Origin of the sequence: Microbacterium sp. BR1 (genome assembly GCF_002812725.1) — a bacterium.
GTDB lineage: Bacteria > Actinomycetota > Actinomycetes > Actinomycetales > Microbacteriaceae > Microbacterium.
The window spans coordinates 170,016-190,119 of the sequence record NZ_NMUN01000005.1; the positions used below are offsets into that span (position 1 = coordinate 170,016).

The following is a 20,104-nucleotide window of genomic DNA, read 5'->3' on the forward strand; positions in this document are numbered from 1 at the left end:
GAAGGTGTGAGATTTGGATCCAAAGTACTCCTGAATGGATCCTTTCTTGAGTCCTCTTCGTTACGCTCCGGTAACGCTTGCGGAAGTCATCGCGGGGCTTCGCCCGACCAGACCCAACACGGACTCGATGCCCGCGGTGTGGGCCAACAGGTCACGTTCGCCGCGGTGCCGCCCGACCACCTGCATTCCCACCGGGAGGCCGTGCGAGAAACCCGCGGGAGTGACGAGCACCGGATGCGCCGTGACCGTCAGCCGATTCGCGAGCATCTGCCAGCGGAAATAGCGGTCGTAGGTCACGTCCCCGACGCGGTCGACCCACTCGACCTCCGCGAGCGGCGCGACGACGGGCGTCGCGGGTGTGATCACGAGGTCGACATCGTCGAAGAGCCGTTCCCAGCGGCGGAAGATGTCGGTGCGGATGCGCAGCGCGTCGGCGATCTGCGCCGCGGTCAGCGCCTCGCCCTGGCGGACGTTTCGCACCAGGTCCGGGCGCAACAGCTCGGGGTACTTCGCCACGTCTTCGCGGCACGAGGCGAAGAAGTTGAAGACCTCGATCGTCTCCCACGCCTCCTCCGCCCGCTCGAGTGACGGCGCGAGGTCCAGGTCGACCACGTCGTAGCCCGCGACGAGGAGCGCGCGACGGGTCTCGGCATGCGTCCGCGCGACGTCGTCGGCGATCGGCACTCCCCCGGCGTCGGCACTCCACCCGATGCGCACGCGTGACGGATCGGTCGGTGCGACGTCGAGGAACTGCGCCGGGTCCTCGGGGATCGACATGGGCGCGTACGGGTCGGACCCGGCCATCGCCGCCATGACGATTGCGGCGTCCCGGCTCGTGCGGGCCATGGGCCCGAGCACACCGTGAGCGGTCCAGCCGTTGTCGGGGCGCCCGCTCGCGATTCGGCCGGCGGTGGGGCGCAGGCCCACGACGTTGCAGAACGCGGCAGGGTAGCGCAGGCTTCCACCGCTGTCCGAGCCGTCGGCGAACGGCAGCATGCCCGCGGCCACCGCGGCGGCCGACCCGCCGCTCGACCCGCCGGCGTGGCGGGAGGTGTCCCACGGGTTGCGGCAGACGCCGTGCAGATCATTGAAGGTCAGCGTCCCGAGGCCCACCTCGGGCGTGTTCGTCTTGCCGATCACGATCGCGCCGGCTGCCTTGACCCGCCGCACGATGAACGAATCGGATGCCGCGGCCGCGTCGTTGGCGTGCGCCACCATCCCGTGGGTCGTCGGTAGGCCCGCGGCATCCATCAGATCCTTCACTCCGGTGGGGAGGCCGTGCAGGATGCCGAGCTCGTCGCCCCGGGCGACGGCCCGGTCGGCCTCTTCGGCCGCGGCGAGCGCAGCCGACTCCGGGATCATCGCGACCATCGCGTTGAGGGCGTCGTTGTGCTCCTCGATGCGGTCGAGGTGCGCGCGCATGACCTCCACGGCCGAGACGTCGCGCGACCGGATCCCGGCGGCGAGGTCGACGACGCTCCACGCGTGCAACGGGGTGTCGGTGTTCGTCATGGGATGTCCGTTCGGTCGAGGAGCGCGGCGGGCCGCGCGATGAGCATCTCGTCGATGCGTTCGTCGGTCACGCCGAGCCGCCGCAGCGCGGGCGCGACGCGGCGCACGACGTGCCCGTAGCCCATGCCGCCATGGCGCGTGAGCTGCCCCTTGGTCCACACCGAGCACGAGAGTGTGACGGCGGCGTCGGGGCGGTCGGCCAGGAGCGCGAGCAGGAAGTCGATCCGCTCGGCATCCGTCGCGTCCCGAGCACGGTCGGCGAACGCGTGCTCGCTGCCGAAGGCGAACTCCACGACCGCCCCCGTGTCGAGGACGTCGCCGACGTAGGACGCGTCGAGCACCTTGTCGATGTTGCAGAAGAGGATGCGGTCGGCCGGCAGGCCTTCGCCGATCAGCATCCGAGCCACCTCGGGTCCACGCCGCGCTGCCGCGTCCAGCCGGATCGTGACGGCTACGCCGTTCTCCGCGGCCGCCCGTGCCGCCGCGCGGAGGGCCCGCCCCTCGGCCGGCGTGATCTGGGCGCTCGTCCCCAGCAGGCCGAGCACCCCCGCCCGGTATTCGGTGCCCGGGATCGCGCGGGTGAGCGCGGTCTCGAACAGCTCCTGCATCCTTTCCTCGGCGAGCTCCGCCCACCAGGCGGGCAGGGTCTTGTCGATGTAGCTCCCGTATGCCGCGACGATGTTCACTCCGCTGGCCCGCGCGATGTCCGGCAGGGCCGCGGGCCCGTTCTCGTGAGCGGGACCCATCCCCCACGACGTGGCCTCGATGATGGTGCCGAGGCCGGCGCCGGATGCCTCGCGCAGCTCTCGGGCGGCGTCATCCGCGTCGTCCAGCGTGAGGTTGTCGGGCAGCGACATCCAGCTCCATCGCAGGTCGCCGAGCATCTCGGGCCGGATCGGCCCCTCGAGCATGCCGCCCTCGCGGGTGGGGCGCAGCAGGTGGCGCGAGTCGGTGAGCACGTGCTCGTTCGTCGAGACGACTCCGAGTGCCGTGCGTTCGATCGGGCCGAGGACCGTCTCGATCACGACGTGCTCCGGTGGACCGTGCGACCCCCGACATCCGTCCGATGTACGCGCAGCGATCGGATGTCGTCGACCGGCACCGTGCGCGGATCGGCCGACCAGAGGGCCCAGTCGGCGTACATGCCCGCTCGGAGCACTCCGCGGTCGTTCTCGGCGAGGCTGGCGTACGCGGCACCCGTCGTGTACGCGCCGAGCGCTTCGTCGATCGTGATCGCCTCACTCGCCGCGAGCGGGACGTCGGATCCCGCGACGCGGCGGGTGATCGCCTGCCACATGAGGTGGCGCGGGTCGAAGGCGAAGTAGGGGCCATCCGAGCCGAATGCGACCGTCGCCCCCGCGTCGAGCCACGAACGCACAGGGTTCGCCGTCTCGGCGCGGGCGCCGATCTTCTCCCGCAGACCCACACCGTTGTGCCAGATGATCGAGGGCTGGAGGGAGGCGATGACGCCGAGTTCGGCGGCGGAGCGCATCGTCGCGGAGCCGGGTTCGAGATAGGCGTGGATGAGCTGGAATCGACGATCGCGCACCGCCCCTCCCGCCGCCGCATAGGCGCGTGTCACGAAGGCGATCGCGCCCGCCCCCACGGCGTGGGTGCCGACGCCCCACCCGCGTTCGGCGCAGAAACGCACGAGCGTGCCGAAATCGTCCTCCGAGATGCGCTGCAGCCCGGTGTACCCCGAGCCATCCCACGGCGTATCGAGCAGCGCCTGACCCTTGAGCGCCTCGCCGTCGGCGTAGACCTTGATCGGGCCGAGACGCAGGATGTCGTCCCCGAACCCCGTCGAGACGCCCGTTCCGTCGAGGTGGGCGAGGACGGCGGCGAGATCCGGCGTGGCGACGGATCCGAATTCCAGATAGGGCATCGCGACGGTGCGCATCGTGAGGGCCCCGAGCCGGTGGGCTTCCTGGTAGCCGCGCATCTCGTCGATCGTGACGGCGGGATCCACGACGCCCGTGATGCCGAGCGCGTGGAGCAGGGGTTGAACCACGCCCAGCCCGCGGACCCTGTCGGCCAGCGTCGGGGTCGTACCCGCCGGCCAATCGTCCTCCTCGTCGAAGGTGTCGTGCATCGTCTGGATGAACTCGTCCACACCCGCGCCCGGAGCCAGGAAGGTCAGAGCCTTCAGCCCCCCGCGCTCCATGTGCAGGTGCGCATCAATCAGGCCCGGCAGCACGACACCCTCGAGGTCTTCGACGCGTGCCCCGGGCACGGAACGCGCGACGTCGTCGGCCGCGCCGACCGCCACGATCCGCCCGCGATCGACGGCGAACGCCTCCGCTTCCGGGCGTTCCGGATCCATCGTGACGACGCGGGCACGGAAGACCACGGGCCCGCGGGGCATCGGCTCGTTCACGACACCACCGCCTGCGCGGGCTGGCGGGGGTCCGCGGCCGACTCGAGGAATCCCGTCCGCGCGTTGAGGTAGATCGCCTCGACCGCCGCGGCGTCCCGCGTGTACGGCGGCCAGCGCCGCACGTCGTGACCGCGCCGCTCGAGCTCGACGTAGACCTCGTCGTCGAAGCGGTCCTCGAGGAAGACGTGCGCCGCGAGGTAGTCGAACGGGGCGAACGAGTTCGGAAAGCTCCAGGTCGAGAATCGCGGCGCGTTCACGGCCTCCTGGAGGTCCATCCCGAAGTGGAACGCGTTCACGAAGACCTGCAGCATGGCCTGCACCTGCATGTCGCCGCCGGGGCATCCGAACGGCATCACGCTGCCATCGTCTCGCACGGCCATCGCCGGGTTCGGGGTGAGCCGCGGGCGCTTGCCGGGCGCGACACCCGCGGGATGCGCCGGGTCGGGCCGCGACTGCAGTCCGCGCAGCGACGGCACGATGCCCGTGCCGGGGATGACGGGGGCCGTCGAGGCTCCGTCCGACGGCGTCGCTGAGAACGCATTGCCCCACCGGTCGACGACGCACACGTAGCTCGTGCCACCCTCGCCGATGTGGCGCAGCTCGGCGGCGGAGATCGCGTCCGGAAGCGTCTGGGTCTCGCCGAAGAGTGCGGGCGGCAGCCCCGGGTGGGCGCGATCGGGATCGATTCCCGCGGCTCGCATGGCGATGTGCTCCCGCCCGAGGATGCGTTCCAGGGGTACATCGACGAACGCCGGATCACCGAAGTGGTGCTCGCGATCGGCGAAGACGGCCTTGAGCGCCTCGATCGAGGCGTGGATGTACTCCGCCCCGTTGTGCTCCATCCCGTCGAGACCGAACGCCTCGAGGATCAGCAGCGCCTCGGCCAGGATCGGCCCCTGACACCACGCCCCGCACGTCAGCAGCGTGAAGTCGCGCCACCGCGTCTCGACGACCGGCTCGTACCGCGAACGGAACTCGGCGAGGTCGTCGCGGCCGAGGTATCCGCCGTTCTCTTCGTGGTAAGCGACGATCCGCTCGGCGATCTCACCCTCGTAGAAGACGGCACGCGCCGCCTCGAGCGCGCTCGCACGCGAACCGCCCGCCGCTCGCTCGGCATCGATCATGAGCTGGATCGTGCGCGCGAGATCCCGCTGCACGAAGCGCTCGCCGACCTCCGGCGGCCGACCGGCCGGCAGGTAGATCTTCTCGTTCGCCGGCCACTTGCGGTACCCCGCCTGGCGGTTCGCGATCCCGTTCGCGAGCAGCGGGAACACGGCGAAGCCGTCCCGGGCGAGACGGAGCGCCGCCTCCGCCACGCGGGCGAAGGTCATCGTGCCGTAGTCGCGGAGCGCTGTGATCCAGGCATCGGGCGCCGCGGGCACCACCGTGCGCAGCAGCCCCGTGGGGATCGTGCCGTCGTGCTCGGTCATGAACAGGTCCGCGGGTATCCGCCGCGGCCACACCCCGAGGCCGTCGAGACTCACGGTCTCACCGTCGGCCATGCGGATCATGATCGGAGCGACGCCGGCGAAGTTGACCTCGTCGGCGTGCAGGACCGCGAGCGCCATCCCCGCGCAGCAACCCGCGTCCACTGCGTTGCCGCCGGCCTCGAGGATCGCGAAGGCGGCGGACGAGGCGAGGTAATGCCCCGAACTCGCCGAGTGGCGGGTTCCGAGGATCGCGGGGTTCGGGGCGGTCCAGCTGAACGGTGCGGTCATGCGCTTCCTCGTCTGTGGCGTGCGTGTGGCGGACGGAACCTCGGCTAGGTGCGTGGGTCAGATCCTTCCGTTAACGCGCCGGGGTGAATCCGGTGGATAGCGCGGGGTGCTGGGAGAATCGATTCATGACGGTGACTGCCAGCCTGGAGGGTCTGTTCGAGGTCGAGCCGGGTGAGGCGCGGGCGCCGGGATCGGCTGCACCGGCGGGTGCGGGCAAGACGTTCCGTGGGTATGACCAGGGGCAGTGTTTCCTGCTCCCGCCGAGTCTGGATGACTGGCTGGACGAGGATGATGAGGCCCGGTTCATCTCCGAGGTCGTCGAAGAGCTCTTGGATCTGACGCCGGTCTACGCGTCGTACGCGTCCGCCTCGGGTGCGCCTCCGTATGACCCGCGGATGATGTTGAAGCTGCTGCTGTTCGCGTACGCGACGGGCGTGACCTCGTCTCGTGAGTTGGAGCGGCGCTGCAAGCGCGATATCGCCTTCCGGTGGCTGTCGGGCAACCAGGCGCCCGACTACCGGTCGCTGGCCCGGTTTCGTCGGCGTCACCTGGATGCCCTGCCGGGGTTGTTCCTGCAGGTGCTGCGGGTCTGCGCGGAGGCGGGGCTGGTGCGGTTGGGGCGGGTCGCGCTGGATGGCACGAAGCTGGCTGCGAACGCGTCGCGGCATAAGGCGATGAGCTATGACCGGATCGTGCCGAAGATCGATCAGCTCCAAGCCGAGGTCGCTGCGCTGCTCGCCGAGGCGGAGGCGGTCGATGAGGCCGAGGATCAGCAGTTCGGCCAGGACCGGCGCGGGGACGAGGTCGCCCCGGAGCTGGCCCGCCGTGAGGGGCGCCTGGCAAAACTACGTGCCGCGAAGGACGCGATCGAGGCCGACGCCGCCGAGAAGGCGGCAGCCGTGGCGCGGAAGAAGGCCGACGCCGCCGGTCAGCCCCCTGAGCAGGCCGACGCGGCCGTCGCGACTGCGGTGGACACGGCGGCGCCGAAGCCGAAAGCGCAACGCAATTTCACCGATCCTGAGGCGCGGATGATGAAGACGGTCCGCGGCTTCGATTACGCGTTCAACGCGCAGGCCGTTGTCGATGAGGGCCACCAGATCGTGTTGAGCGCCGAGGTCACCCAGCAGGCCACCGATATCCAGCAGTTCGTCCCGATGGCCGAGCAGACCCTACGGAACCTCGACGCGGCAGGAATCGAGCGTTCCCCAGAGGTCGTCCTCGCTGACGCGGGCTACTGCTCGGAAGCCAACCTCGAAGCCGCCGACGATCTGGACGCACAGGTGTTGATCGCGACGGGACGGCAACGTCACGGCGAGAGCTTCCCTACCGCCGGCGCCCCGGACCCGGCCCCAGAGGACGCGAGCCGGCGGGAGCGGATGGCGCACGCGCTGCGCACCGAGCAGGGCCGCACCGACTACGCGCGCCGCAAAGCCATCGTTGAACCCGCGTTCGGGCAGATGAAGACCCGGCAAAACGCCGGACAGCTCCGGCTACGCGGACTCGCCGGCGCCCAAGGCGAATGGCTACTCCACACGATCTGCCACAACCTCCGCAAGCTCCGCGTCGCTACAGCCGCCGGGCTGGCGCCCGCATAGGCCTCCCCAGGGGTCCCTGGGCGTCACAGCACGCACCGACAGTCGCCACGAGCCCCTCGCCGTGCGATCCCGCACGCTCTCACACCGCAACGGCCCGCCCGTTCCCGTTCGCGACCGTCAGCGCGCGATGCCAGAGTCAACGCCGCGCGCCACGCCACCCGATTCTGACCCGCGCACCTAGAGCACGGGGCGGCGGGCGATGACGTCGGCGACGGCCGCCTCCCACGTCAGACCGAACTCGAGCAACGCCCTGTCTGCCCGGTACGGTCCGACGAACTGCACGCCGATCGGCAGACCCGCCCGCGAGAACGTCATCGGCATCGCGAGGGACGGCATGGCGGTCGCGGTGATCCGGCTGCACGAGCGCTGCCACGCGTAGTAGCGGTCCATCGTGACCCCGTCGATCTCGGTCGGGTATTCCCACTCGACCGGGAACGGCAGGACCTGCACGCAGGGCGCGAGCACCATGTCGTAGTCCTCGAAGAGCGCCTGGAACCGGCGGAAGAGGCGCGTGCGCGCCCCCGCGGCCCGGGCGATCAGCGCCGCGTCGAATCCGCTGGCCCACGCGATGTCGTCCTTGAGCGTCTGCTTGACGAGCTCCGGATGCGCCGCCGCCTCCTCGCCGTGGCCGTCGAGGAATTCCAGCGACCGGAACGTCTCGAACACCAGATCCGCCTCGGACAGGTCGACGTCGACGGGGACGACCTCCGCCCCGAGGTCCGCGGCCAGTCGGGCAGCGGCATCCGTCGCCGCGCGCACCTCCGGGTCGAGGGGCAGACCGCCCAGGTCCGCGCTGTAGGCGATCCGCGTTCCCGCGAACGGCCGCGGGGCGAGGGCGAAGAACTGCGCGGGGTCTTCGTCGATCGCCATCGGCGCTCGACGCTCCGGCCCCGAGATCACGCCGAGCAGGGCCGCGGCGTCCGACACGTTGCGGGCCAGCGGGCCGAGGACCGAGCCCGGGTCCCACGCGTTCCCGGGACGGGCGGACGCGACGCGCCCCGCGGTGGGGCGCAGGCCCACGAGGTTGCCGAACGATGCGGGATTGCGGATGCTCCCGCCCAGGTCCGATCCGTCGGCGATGGGCAGCATGCCGCTCGTGACCGCGGCGGCCGCACCCCCGCTGCTGCCGCCCGCCGAACGCGCGGTGTCGTACGGGTTTCGGGTGACGCCGAAGACCTCGTTGAACGTGTGCGACCCGACACCGAACTCGGGCACGTTCGTCTTGCCGACGAACACGGCGCCGGCCTCGCGCATCTTCGACACGATCACGCTGTCCGCCGTCGCCACGTGGTCGACGTAGATCCGCGAGCCGTGGGTCGTGCGCAGCCCCGCGACGTCCATCAGATCCTTCACTGCGATCGGGATGCCGTGCAGCGGTCCCCGCGAGAGTCCGCGGGCGGTGAGGGCGTCGAGAGCGCGCGCGTCGTCGAGTGCTTCTTCGGCGCGCAGCGACACGATCGCGTTGATTTGCGGGTTCCGTTCTTCGATGCGGTCGAGATGCGCCGCGACGACCTCTTCGGCGCTGAACGCCCGGGTGCGGATGCCCTCGGCGAGCGCCCGCATCGTCAGCTCGGTCAGTGCGGATCCGGTCGGTTTCGGTACGGTCATCTCGTTCCTCCGGTTCGTTGGCGACTCATGACGCGTCCTCGAGCAACATGCGAGCAACCTTCTCGCCCACCACGATCGCGGGCATGGCGGTCGTCGCGCGCGGGATGCGCGGCATGATCGAGCAGTCGGCGATGCGCAGTCCCGCGATCCCGTGCACGCGGGCGCGGGCGTCGACCACCGCGCGCGGGTCGCCGTCGACGCCCATCCGGCACGTGCCGACCGGGTGCCAGTAGTTGTCGGGATGCCGGTACAGGTGCGTGGTCAGCGCCGCGCGCGAGAACGTCTCGGGCCCGGGATGGATCTCGGCGCCGACAAGGGAGGACAGGGCGGATGTCGCGGCGAGCTCACGGAGGATCTCCGCCCCTTCGGCGAGCATCGCCACGTCGGTGCCCTCGGCGTCGGAGAGGAACCGGTGGTCGATCCACGGCTTCGCCTCGGGATCGGCGCTGCGTACACGCACGAATCCGCGCGAGCGCGGCAGCAGGGCGGATGTCCCGATGCTCCAGCGCTTGTCGTCGCCGCGGTGCGTGGGGCTGTACGGAAGGAAATGCAGGTCGAAGGCCTCGGTCTCGAAGCTCGATGCCGCCTTGCCCATCGCCTGCTCGTCGGGGGTCCAGCCGGCCTCCCGCGCGGCGCGCATCTCGTCCGCCATCCGATCCGACCCCGCGAAGCTCATGAGGAGGAACGGCTGATCGTGGAGGTTCTCGCCGACGCCCGGCAGGTGCTGCACGAGCGGAATGTCGAGGGGTGCCAGCTGGGAGTACGGGCCGATCCCGGAGCGCAGCAGGATGGTCGGCGAATTGTAGGCGCCGCCCGCGAGCACGACCGTGCCCGCGCGAACGACGACGTTCTCGCCCCCGTACCGCACGACGACCCCGGTGGCCGCGCCGTTCTCGACCAGCACCCGGTCAACGAGCGCGTCACCCACGATCCGCAGGGTCGGCAGCGACCGCACGGCGTCGAGGTAGGCGAAGGATGCGTTGACGCGGACGCCGTCCTGGATGTTCATCGCCTCGGGGGCGAAGCCCGCCGACTCGTCGAGGCCGTTGAGCGAGGCGAGCCGCGGCATCCCGACGGCCGGTGCCGCGTCGTACCAGGCGTGCTGCCAGGGAGTCAGCTCGGTCGCGGTGAACTGGCGCACCCGCATCCGGCGCATGCCCTCCTCGAAAAGGGGAACCAGATCGTCGGCGGCCCAGCCGACGAGACCGGATTCGGCCCAGGCGTCGTAGTCGCGGCGATGCCCCCACGTCTGCGTGCATCCGTTGACGTCGGAGCTGCCGCCGATCGCGCGGGCACGCTCGAAACCGACCGTCCAGGGGTACGTGTCGCCCGAGTCGTAGCCCCAGTCGTGCGATCGGCCGAGCCGGGTCGCGTCGACGAAGTCGGCCGGCCAGGCGGGATCACCCTCCGGACCGAAGTCCGGACCCGCCTCGAGCACGAGCACGTCGTGCCCGGCCTCGGCGAGGCGCGCCGCGACGACGCTGCCCGCCGTGCCGCCGCCGACCACGACGAACGCCGCTTCGGAGGGAAGGCCCGCGGTCATCGCGACAGGAGCGCGTCGGAACCCACGGCGTTCGCGTCGGCGACGGTGCCGAAGTACGCCAGTACGTCGGCCGTGTCGACGAGGGCGTCCCGTTGCAGGTACTCGATCGCCTCGAGCGACGCGGTGTGCGCGCGCTCGCTCGATCCCCCGACGGCGTCCTGCACGACGCGCACGCGGTAGTCGTGCTGGTGGCCATCGACGAACGTGTAGTGGATGCACACGTCGGTGAGCCCGCCTATCAGGATCAGCGTCTCGGCTTTGTACGCCTTCAGCACGATCTCGAGCTCCGTGCCGAAGAAGGCCGAGTAGCGCCGCTTGCGGATGAGGAATTCCTCCGGCTCCGGCAGCAGCCAGGAGGCCAACTCGGTGCCGTCGTCGCCCTCGATGCAGTGCGGGCCCTCGACCCCGTCGAGCTCACGACCGATGTCCACGAGCGATGGCTTGTGCACCTCCTGGATGAATACGACCGGTACTCCCGCGGCGCGTGCGGCCTCGACGAGCGCGAGCTGCCGGGGCGCGCGCTCCGCGCGACCGCCCATGATGGGGATGCCGCCCTCGCCGGGTGCGGACTCGCCGGCGCCCCCCTGGATGTCGACGACGATGAGAACGGCCCGCCCGACGATGTGCGCGCGTTGGGGCGTGGTGGACGCGATGGGCTTGGTCATGGCCGCTCCAGAAGTCGTCGAGGGGTGTGGATGAGGATCTGGTCGGCGACGGATGCGTCCCCGGCGATCTGTGCGATCGCCGGTCCGATCCTGCGGAAGAGGTGGTCGTAGCCGTTGCCGCCGTTGCGGCGCAGGTTGGCTTGGGCCCAGACATCCTGCGCGATCACGAGTTGAGAGGCGTATCCCTCGGAGAGCAGCCACTCGACCATTTCGAGCCGCTCTCCGTCGGTCGGGTTCCGCATCGCTGCGCTGCCGTAGTAGAAGTCCGAGCCGAACGTGTCGTAGGCGAGCACCGCACCCGCCTGGGCGACCTCGCGGTGATAGCCCTTGTCCCAGAACTCGTCCAAGTGGCCGATGATGACGCGGTCGGGACTCATCCCCTCCTCGAGCAGAACCTCGAGCACCGCCGTGCCGCCCTTGCCCCGGAAGGACTGGTGCGTGTACACGGTCGACCCCGTCTCGACCCCGGCTCGAGCGGCGGCGCGCAGCACACGCCATTCGGCATCGGTCACGGGCCAGCTCGTGCCGATCTCGCCCAGGAGGGCGGGACGGATCCCGGTGTCGCCGATGCCGTCCGTCAACTCGCCTATGAGACGCGCGGCGAGTTCGTCGACCGATGCCGTCTTGACGTCGTCGGCCATGGTGTCCTCGACGTAGAAGCCGCAGCCCACCATGACGTGCACGCCCGCGCGCCGCGAGATCTCGGGCAACTCGGCGAGGCGGCGACCCATGCCGTCGAGCGTGAGCTCGACCACTCCCGACCCCCCGGCGGACGCGACGTGCGCGAGTTCCTGCGCCGCGACATCCGGATCGTCGAGCACGATGTTCTCGGGAATGGAGAGGAAGTTCCAGCGCAGGTACGCCATGAGCTCGGGGCCCATCGGCACGCCCACGGGCGGCAGCTCTTGGGGCTCCTTGGCCCAGATACGGAGGTCGCTCAGCAGGTGCTCGTGCATCGACGTGGGGCCGAGATCGGCTGCCTCGATCGGGCCGAGGACGGTGTGGATGGGCATGGATCTCCTCGGGGCTTCGAACCCTACGCGCCGAAGACGGCGCGACGGGGGTTGTCTACGTGGATGCCGCGCAGGATCTCGGGATCGATCCCCCGCTCGATCGCGAGCGCGGCGAACTCCTCGAACAGGAACGTGTAACCGGGCCCGCCGAGGGACCGCATGTGCGATCGCTGGCAGACATCCTGCGACAGCAGAATCTTGTCCGCGTAGCCGGCGGCGATCAGCTGCTTCAGGTAGTCGATGCGGCGTTCGATCTGCGGCATCACCAGGTTTCCGCCGATGCGGCAGGTCATCAGGCAGTCGTACTCGATGAACGCTCCGCGACGCAGCAGATCGAGCGCGTAGTCGACGCTCTTGACGGTGTCGGCGTGGCCGATCACGACGCGACCCGGGTCCACGCCCTCTTCCATCAGGATGTCGAGCTGCGCCGTACCGGTCGGGAACGTCGCCGCGTGGGTCGAGATCATGGCGCCCGTCTCGAGCGAGGCGCGCGCGGCGGCACGGAACGATCGCTCCTCGGTCGCCGTGATGTGCGACAGGTCGGACGCGATCTCGCCGATGATCCCCGCCCGCACGCCCGTGCCGGGGATCTCGTGCACGAGATCGCCGATCAGGTAGTCCGCGATCGCGTTGACCGAGTTGCGGTCGAACCAGCGCTTGTCGAGATAGTGGTCGTAGTAATGGCCGGTGCCGAGGATCACCTGCACGCCGGTCGCCTCGGCGATCGCCTTGGTGGCCAGGACGTTCGCCACCGAGCGCGAGCCAGTGTCGGCGTTCTGCTGCATGTCGTGCTGGTCCGCCCAGCCGATGGGCGCCGCATAGTCGCTCAACTCGCCGTTGGTCATGTCGATGATCGTCGACCCGCCCGCGGCGGTGAAGGTCGCGAGCTCCGTCGCCATCTCGTCCCAGACGTTGAGATAGCCATCCTGCGGTGTTGTCAGCGTCATGTTGATGAACACATGCTCATGCGGCAGCGTCACACCCAACTGCTCCGGGCGCAGCGGGCCGGTCACGCTCTGGACGGTGTCCATCGGGTTCCTTTCGGGGAGGTGGGGTGGAGCGGGCCGGGCGAATCAGATCGCGATGACGACGCTCTTGGACTCGCAGAACCCGCGCAGGCCCTCGTCGCCGAGATCGCGCCCGAGGCCGGACTCGCCCACCCCACCGAACGACAGGGCGGGGTCGAAGATGTTGTACGTGTTGATCCAGACGGTTCCGGCGTGGATCGCGGCGGCCATGCGGTGGGCGCGCCCCAGATCGCGGGTCCACACGCCCGCGGCCAGACCGTAGTTCGTGTCGTTGGCGATGCGGACGGCGTCGGCCTCGTCGTCGAACGCGATGATGCCGACGACGGGGCCGAAGATCTCCTCGCGCGCGATCGTCATGTCGTTCGTGACACCCGAGAAGAGGGTTGGCTCGACGTAGAACCCGGGCCCGCGCGTTCCGCCGCCCGCGATGAGGGTCGCGCCCTCGCGCTCGCCCTCGCGGATGTAGCCGAGCACGCGCTGGCGCTGCTCTTCCGACACGAGCGGGCCGACCGTGACGCCGCCATCCAGGCCGTCGCCGACGGGCACCTTCGCGACGGCCGCCGCGAGGCGCTCGGTCATCTCGTCGAGGATCGAGCGCTGCACGAGCAGGCGACTGCCGGCCGTGCACATCTGCCCCGAGTGGCCGAACGAAGCGCGCATAGCGGTCAGTACCGCGGCGTCGAGGTCGGCGTCCTCGAAGACGATGTTGGGGCTCTTGCCGCCGAGCTCGAGGGTCAGGCGCTTGAACCCGTCGACGGCGGCGGACATGACGCTGCGCCCGACCTCGGTCGATCCGGTGAACGACACCTTCGCGATGCCGGGGTGCTTCGTCAGCGCGGCGCCGACGCGGCCGTCCCCGGTGAGGATGCTGACGACGCCCTCGGGCACGCCGGCCTCGATCATGATGGCGCCGAGGCGCAGGAGCGTCAGCGGAGTGTCCTCAGCGGGCTTGGCGACGACCGTGCAGCCCGCGGCGAGCGCCGGGGCGAGCTTGAACGCGGCGGTCATGATCGGGAAGTTCCAGGGCAGGATGATCGCGACCGCACCGACCGGCTCGAGCGTCGTGTAGACGTGGTGGGCGCCGCCGTCGATCGGGATGACGGTTCCGCCCAGGCGCGAGGGTGCGCCGGCGAAGTGACGGAACGTGCGTGCCGCGCTGGCCGTATCGGCGCGGGAGCGCTCGATCGGCTTGCCGTTGTCGCGCGTCTCGAGGATCGCCAGTTCTTCCAGGCGCTCCTCGATCAGGTCGGCGACGCGGTGCAGGATGCGGGTGCGCTCGAGCGGGGCGAGGCCGATCCACCGCCGGTCGCGGTGCGCGGCGACCGCAGACGAGACCGCCGCGTCCACGTCGGCGTCCGTCGCCTGAGCGACGGTCGTCAGCAGCTCCTCGGTCGCCGGGTCGAAGATGTCGAGCACGTCACGCTCGCCGCGCTCGGTCCACACTCCTCCGAGCAGGAACGGCTCGTACGGGGGCAGGGCGGTGACGCCGGCTCTCAAGGTCATGTCTTCATCCTTCTTCGTCGTGCGGTGTGCGGCGGGCTGTCCGGGGCGGGCCTAGAAGATCCCGAAGTACTCGCGCTGTTCCCAGTCCGAGACGTGCCGAAGATACCGGTCGAACTCGGCACGTTTGATCGTCGCGTACCAGTCCACCACGGTGGGCCCGAGCGCCGAGCGGAACGCCTCGTCCACGACGAGCGCATCGACGGCGGCGGCCAGGCTCGCGGGCAGGCGCGGGGCGTCCGCCGTATAGGGGTTGGTCGTCGGCGCGGGCGGGATCAGGCCCCGCTCCATGCCGTCCATCCCGCTGATCAGCTGCGACGCGATGTAGAGGTACGGGTTCGCGGCGGGCTCGCCAGAGCGGTTCTCGAGGCGGGTCGCCGGGTCGCCGACGCCGCCGACGGCACGGATCATGGCGCCCTTGTTGTCGATCCCCCACGCGACCCGGTCGGGTGCGAGCGAGAACGGCTGGTAGCGCTTGTAGCCGTTGACGGTCGGGGTGGCGAAGGCGGATGCCGCGGGCGCGTGTTCGAGCAGACCCGCAAGGTATGCCGACCCGACCAGAGAGAGCGTCGTGCCCTCGGCATCCGGCACGAAGGCGCCGCGTCCGGTCTCGAGTTCGTACAGCGACTGGTGCAGGTGCCATCCGGTCGAGGCGCCCTCGGCACCCTGCGGGCGGGACATGAACGTCGCGTGGTAGCCCATCCGCGCGCAGATCCGGCGGACGGCGCTGCGGCACAGCACGATCGCGTCGGCGATCTGCGCGGCGTCCCCCGCTTCCATCGTCAGCTCGAACTGGCTGGGTCCGAACTCCAGCTCGATCGAGCGCAGGGGCAGATCGAGCAGCGTCAGGCCGCGGTAGAGCGCGTCGACGAGGGGCTGCATCGCATCGAGCCCCTCCTCGTGCAGCAGCTGCGAGCCGCGCGTCGTCGGCAGACCCGCGGCGGCGGCACCCGGGCGCCCCGGGGCGCCGATGTCCTCGGCCGCGAGCGGGGTCTGGTCGTCGCGGTAGACGTGGAACTCCAACTCGGCACCGACCGTCATGCCGTAGCCGCGCGCCGCGAGCGCGGTCAGCTCCGTGCGCAGGATGGAACGGCTGCAGAACGGCACGGGCGAGCCATCCGGAAAACGCAGGTCGCACAGCACCATGGCGGTGCCATCGGCCCAGGGCAGCACGCGGAACGTGAGGGGGTCGGGCACGAGCACGATGTCGCCCGCGCCGCTGAAGCCCTCGACGCCGACCCCGGTGTCTTCCGAGAAGACCGAGAAGACCGACTGGCCCGAGGTGTCCTTGAGCAGGAGGGAGCTCGGCGCCGTGACGCCCGAGCGCAGGGCCGTGGGGACGGCCGCGCGGGTCAGGGTCTTGCCGCGCAGGATCCCGTGCTGGTCGACGAACGAGAAACGCACCATCTCGATGCCGATCTCGTCCATGACGCGGCGCATCTGGCCCGCCGCGGCGTACTGCGCCTCGGTCCAGAGGTCGTGGCGGTGGATGAACCCGTCGCGGTCCTTCGCGAGCATGGGGCGCGCCGAGATCCCGCCGCCGCCCTCGGCGACCGCGCGCTCGTCGACGTTGCGCTCATGCATCGATGCTCACCTCGGCGCTGGCCTGCGGCGCGGCCCAGGGCGAGGCGTCGCGACGCTGCTGCTCGCGCTCGATCCACCGGGTCTGCCATGCGTCATTGGCGGCGATCGTGTCCATCGCGAGCGGGCCGGTGAGCTTTGCGGCATCCTCTTCGCTGATCGGATGCGAGGGCGTCTCGCCGCCCGACGCGAACGAGTCGATCGCGCGCAGCAGCAGACGCCGGTTCGCCGTGACGGCGCGGTCCGAGACGCCGAGGCGCTCGACCGTGCGGTCCTGGATCGGGCCCATGCTCTCGACGGCCCACTGGTCGTGGACGTTGATGTCCAGGCCCATACCCGTGTACGTGAGGTCCTTCTGCTCCTGCGGGTCGAAGCCCCAGTTGTTGTCGCGGTTGCGCAGCGGCCGGTAGTCGGGCAGGCTCACGCCCTCGAGGCGCTGCTGGAGCAGCGTGTCCTTGTCGGTGACCTCGGCGAAGTCATACCAGATCATGTACCAGTAGTGGTGCTCGTCGTCGATCGGCACGTGCCACTGCGTGAACACCTTCGAGTTGCCGAAGGGCACGACGAACGCGTTCGGGAACATCAGGTTGGTGACGCGGACGTGCTTGATGTCCTCGGTCAGCTGGCGGATGGCGAAGACGCGCAGGCCGTGGTCGGCGCTCTCGACCTCGATGTCGGGCCGGAAGCTCTCGCCGACGAGCATCGAGAGCTTCTTGCCGGTGCCCTCGACCTCTTCGCTGAACTGCTGGCCGTAGACCTCGCGCGGGTCCTCCTGAATGAAACGGTGCAGGAACGAGACGTGACTCGGGTCGATGCCGCCCTCGAGCCCCTGCAGCCAGTTGCAGTCCCACAGTCCCTTGAACGCGAAGGTGTACTCCTCGGGCGCCACGAAGCAGTCGTAGTGCGGGAACGGGGGCGGGTCGCCCGCGCCCATGTACGTGAAGATGATGCCGTTGCGCTCGATGCAGGGGTAATTCGCGATGCGGATCTTGCCGAGGAACTGGCTGTGCTCGGGCTCGGCGGGCTGCTCGACGCAGCGTCCCTCGCCGTCGTAGAGCCAGCCGTGGTACAGGCAGCGGATGCCGTCCTCTTCGAGTCGCCCGTAGGAGAGGTCCACGCCGCGGTGGGCGCAGTAGCGACTGATCAGGCCCCATCCCTCGCGCTTCTTGAACAGCACGAGGTCTTCGCTCATGATGCGGACCTGCTTGACGGGACGATCCCCCGGCATCTCGGAGACGAGACCCGCGGGCTGCCAGTACGAACGCAGGAGGTTGCCCAGGGGCGTCCCCGGACCCGAGCGCGTGATCTTGTCGTTGTCTTCCTGCTTCAGCATGACCCGCGACTCCTTCGGTATCCGATGTTCACCATATTGTATCCAAGTTCTATGCGTCGAGCACGAGCAATGGGCAGGCGGCACGCGAAACGCAGACCATCATGCAGTCGTTGCGCTCCTTCTCCTGGGCGGTCAGGACGAAGTCCCGGTGCTCGACCTCACCCGAGATCACGTGCGTCTCGCAGCTGCCGCAGATGCCCTCTTCGCAGTCCGAGAGCACCTCCACGCCGACGGATCGCAACGCTTCGAGCACGCTCGTGTCGGGGTCGACCTCGACATCGACCCCGGTCGTCTCCAGACGGATGACGAAGGGCCCACCGGGTTCGTATTCGACGACCGGAGCAGAGAAGTACTCGTAGCGGAGCCGTCCGTTGCCGCTCGCATCGTCGGGGATCACCTCGCGCAGGGCGCTCAGCATCCGTTCCGGTCCGCACGCGTAGACGAGCGCGTCGGGGCGCGCGACGATCTCTTCGACCAGGTCCGCACGGCCCACCTCGTCGCGGGGCGCGAGGCGGATGTCTCCGCCCAGCGCCGTCAGCTCGTCGACGAACGGCATGCGCGAGCACGCGGATCCGAGGTAGACCAGCCGCCAGCGCGCGCCGGCCGCTGCCGCGGCACTCACCATCGGCAGCATCGGCGTGATACCGATGCCTCCGGCGATGAACAGGTATTCGTCCGCGGGTTCGAGCGCGAAGTGGTTGCGGGGGCCGCGGATGGCCACCTCGTCACCCGGGCGCAGGGTCTCGTGCACGTAGCGCGACCCACCCCGGCTGTCGCTCTCGCGGAGCACGGCGATCCGGTAGTGGGGCGCCGCGGGGTCGCCGCTCAGCGAATACTGGCGGACCGGGGCGCCGGGCACGACGAGGTCGATGTGCGCGCCGGGCTCCCAGGGAGGAAGGACTCCCGAGAGCGCGTCGAGTTCGACCGACATCACGCCGTCCGCCTCGACGCGGAGAGCGCGCACGCGCACCGCGATGTCGGGGGCATCGTCGTGGGTGACCATGCGAGAAGCCTAGCAGCGCGTGGATCCGATTCACGTACTTCTGGATCCAATACTTCGGAAAGCGGACGCAAAGGTGCGCCGATCGTTCCCCGCCCCGGACCTGTCTGCTACCGTTCGAACGCGCAGAACAGGCGCGGAAACCAGGGGGAAGGCATGGCGTCGGACGAGGACACGCTCATTTCGGGAGCCACGGGTCATGCCCTGGTGGACGAGATCGCGGCCAAGATTCGCGCGCGGATCATGTCGGGAGACATCCCGATCGGCGCGCAGCTACGCCAGGCCGAGCTCGCCAGCGACTATGGCGTCAGCCGCACTCCGGTGCGCGAGGCCCTTCGCCAACTGCAGAGCGGCGGCCTGATCGAGGTCGTCCCCAACCGGGGCGCCATTGTGCGCGTGCCCGTGCCCTGGGAGGTGCGCGAGGCGTACGAGGTGCGTGCCGAACTCGAAGCTCTCGCCGCATCTCGCGCGGTGAGCCGCATCTCGCGTGGTGATCTCGACACCCTGAGGCTCGCGAACCAGCAGATGTTCGATCGTCCGCTGACCGAGTCGGAGCCGGGCACCGAGGCCGCACTCGAAAGCCGTCAAGAGAACGACACCTTCCACACCACGATCGCCCGCGTCGCCGCGAACAACCGGCTCGCGCGATCGATCGAGGAGATCAACGACACCTTCCCGCGCAACGTCTCGGCTCAGCTGCTGGTGCACGATGCGCGCCACCGCGAAGAGAACTTCCTCGAGCACCAGCGCATCATCGAGGCGCTCGAGAGCGGCGATGCCGACCGCGCGCGGACCGAGATGAGGGCGCACGTCCTCGCAGCGGGCGAGCACCTCGCGCGCTGGTACGAGCAGCGCTCCTCCACCGTCTTCGTCGGCTGAGTCGCCCCGAGCCCGTATTTCGCTTCGTCGCTGCGCGACGAAGCATCGCCCGACACAGGCGACCACGTGCCGCTCCTGCGCAAAACGCCCCATATGCGCCAAAACACCCCACGACGGTGGGTGTTTCGCCGCGAATCTGGGGCTTCGGCGAAGAGGGCCGGCGGGGTGCGAGGGGCACGCGGATGCTCGACGTCAGAGCAGGACGGCGGCGGCCATCCCGAGCGTCGACGCGCCCATCGCGGCGAACTGGATGCGTTCGCGCACCGGTCCATGCCGGAGCGCGACGACCGAGTACACGGCGTACGCGAGCACGCCCGCGCCGATCGCAACGGTGAGGACCGATGCCGAGGCCCCCAGGAGCGGAGCCCCGTGATGACTCGCCACACCCGCGCTCGCGCCCTGTGTCGGCGCGACCATGACCATCACGAGCGCCGCCATGACGACGCACCCGAGGGCCCCGTGGATCGACCCGTGCGCGAACGCAGGCGTGCCCGGCTCGGCACGCGCGGGTCCCGATCGGCGCCCCGTCGTGGCCGCGAGCGTGAGCCCGCCGAGGAGCAGCAGGCCCGCCCACAGCACCGGCGCAACGAGGGGCGCCGAGCGCGATACGTCGATCATCGCCGCGAGCATCAGCACGGCGACGGCGATCTCGACCGTCCGCCCGCGGCGGCGTCCCCGACCCGATGCCACGCAGCACGCCGCAACTCCCGCGGGTGCGAGCGCCGCGAGGTGCAGGAACTCGCTCACGGGCT

16 protein-coding genes are annotated in these 20,104 nt (G+C 70.1%); 2 read left to right on the plus strand and 14 right to left on the minus strand.

All coding sequences use genetic code 11. The features are described from left to right. Nucleotides 1–60 precede the first annotated feature (60 nt). The 4 genes from CGU35_RS10570 to CGU35_RS10585 are packed head-to-tail and all read right to left on the minus strand — an operon-like array spanning nt 61 to nt 5,607. Complete coding sequence (locus CGU35_RS10570; RefSeq protein ID WP_100811532.1) at nt 61–1,512, minus strand: amidase; 1,452 nt, start codon at nt 1,510–1,512, stop codon at nt 61–63. Continuing rightward, nucleotides 1,509–2,537 carry a phosphotriesterase gene (locus tag CGU35_RS10575; RefSeq protein WP_100811533.1) on the minus strand — a complete coding sequence of 343 codons (1,029 nt, stop codon included), beginning with the start codon at nt 2,535–2,537 and terminating at the stop codon, nt 1,509–1,511. Before CGU35_RS10575 ends, CGU35_RS10570 begins: the two co-directional genes overlap by 4 nt. Next, on the minus strand, nt 2,534–3,889 hold the full coding sequence (locus CGU35_RS10580) for an amidohydrolase (RefSeq protein WP_100811534.1): 1,356 nt from the start codon (nt 3,887–3,889) through the stop codon (nt 2,534–2,536). The genes CGU35_RS10575 and CGU35_RS10580 overlap by 4 nt, the downstream gene beginning before the upstream one ends. Next, on the minus strand, nt 3,886–5,607 hold the full coding sequence (locus CGU35_RS10585; RefSeq protein ID WP_100811535.1) for a gamma-glutamyltransferase family protein: 1,722 nt from the start codon (nt 5,605–5,607) through the stop codon (nt 3,886–3,888). The genes CGU35_RS10580 and CGU35_RS10585 overlap by 4 nt, the downstream gene beginning before the upstream one ends. Before the next feature lie 125 nt (nt 5,608–5,732). On the opposite strand from CGU35_RS10585, the gene CGU35_RS10590 reads away from it, so the two are divergent. After that, nucleotides 5,733–7,202, plus strand: coding sequence for an IS1182 family transposase (locus CGU35_RS10590; protein ID WP_036294992.1), 1,470 nt, complete (start codon nt 5,733–5,735; stop codon nt 7,200–7,202). A 177-nt stretch (nt 7,203–7,379) separates the two neighbouring features. On the opposite strand, the gene CGU35_RS10595 is transcribed toward CGU35_RS10590, so the two are convergent. The 9 genes from CGU35_RS10595 to CGU35_RS10635 are packed head-to-tail and all read right to left on the minus strand — an operon-like array spanning nt 7,380 to nt 18,476. After that, a complete protein-coding gene (locus CGU35_RS10595; protein WP_100811536.1) occupies nt 7,380–8,810 on the minus strand; it encodes an amidase family protein in 1,431 nt (476 codons plus the stop codon). 25 nt (nt 8,811–8,835) lie between these two features. After that, a complete protein-coding gene (locus CGU35_RS10600; RefSeq protein WP_100811537.1) occupies nt 8,836–10,353 on the minus strand; it encodes a GMC family oxidoreductase in 1,518 nt (505 codons plus the stop codon). Then, nucleotides 10,350–11,018 carry a cysteine hydrolase family protein gene (locus CGU35_RS10605; RefSeq protein WP_100811538.1) on the minus strand — a complete coding sequence of 223 codons (669 nt, stop codon included), beginning with the start codon at nt 11,016–11,018 and terminating at the stop codon, nt 10,350–10,352. The genes CGU35_RS10600 and CGU35_RS10605 overlap by 4 nt, the downstream gene beginning before the upstream one ends. Beyond that, on the minus strand, nt 11,015–12,031 hold the full coding sequence (locus CGU35_RS10610; RefSeq protein ID WP_100811539.1) for a phosphotriesterase family protein: 1,017 nt from the start codon (nt 12,029–12,031) through the stop codon (nt 11,015–11,017). Before CGU35_RS10610 ends, CGU35_RS10605 begins: the two co-directional genes overlap by 4 nt. A 23-nt stretch (nt 12,032–12,054) precedes the next feature. Next, nucleotides 12,055–13,062, minus strand: a complete 1,008-nt coding sequence (locus CGU35_RS10615) for a phosphotriesterase family protein (protein WP_100811540.1) — start codon at nt 13,060–13,062, stop codon at nt 12,055–12,057. A 42-nt stretch (nt 13,063–13,104) separates the two neighbouring features. Continuing rightward, nucleotides 13,105–14,562, minus strand: a complete 1,458-nt coding sequence (locus CGU35_RS10620; RefSeq protein ID WP_100811541.1) for an aldehyde dehydrogenase family protein — start codon at nt 14,560–14,562, stop codon at nt 13,105–13,107. Between the two features lie 51 nt (nt 14,563–14,613). Continuing rightward, nucleotides 14,614–16,143: a glutamine synthetase family protein gene (locus CGU35_RS10625; RefSeq protein ID WP_100811542.1), complete on the minus strand. Its 1,530-nt coding sequence runs from the start codon at nt 16,141–16,143 to the stop codon at nt 14,614–14,616. Further along, nucleotides 16,136–17,473: a Rieske 2Fe-2S domain-containing protein gene (locus CGU35_RS10630; protein WP_100811543.1), complete on the minus strand. Its 1,338-nt coding sequence runs from the start codon at nt 17,471–17,473 to the stop codon at nt 16,136–16,138. The genes CGU35_RS10625 and CGU35_RS10630 overlap by 8 nt, the downstream gene beginning before the upstream one ends. Nucleotides 17,474–17,522: 49 nt before the next feature. After that, nucleotides 17,523–18,476 (minus strand): PDR/VanB family oxidoreductase, encoded by a 954-nt coding sequence (locus CGU35_RS10635; RefSeq protein WP_100811544.1) that lies wholly within the window; start codon nt 18,474–18,476, stop codon nt 17,523–17,525. Between the two features lie 153 nt (nt 18,477–18,629). On the opposite strand from CGU35_RS10635, the gene CGU35_RS10640 reads away from it, so the two are divergent. Beyond that, a complete protein-coding gene (locus CGU35_RS10640) occupies nt 18,630–19,352 on the plus strand; it encodes a GntR family transcriptional regulator (protein WP_100811545.1) in 723 nt (240 codons plus the stop codon). A gap of 192 nt (nt 19,353–19,544) precedes the next feature. On the opposite strand, the gene CGU35_RS10645 is transcribed toward CGU35_RS10640, so the two are convergent. After that, complete coding sequence (locus CGU35_RS10645; protein WP_100811546.1) at nt 19,545–20,099, minus strand: hypothetical protein; 555 nt, start codon at nt 20,097–20,099, stop codon at nt 19,545–19,547. Nucleotides 20,100–20,104: the final 5 nt, after the last annotated feature.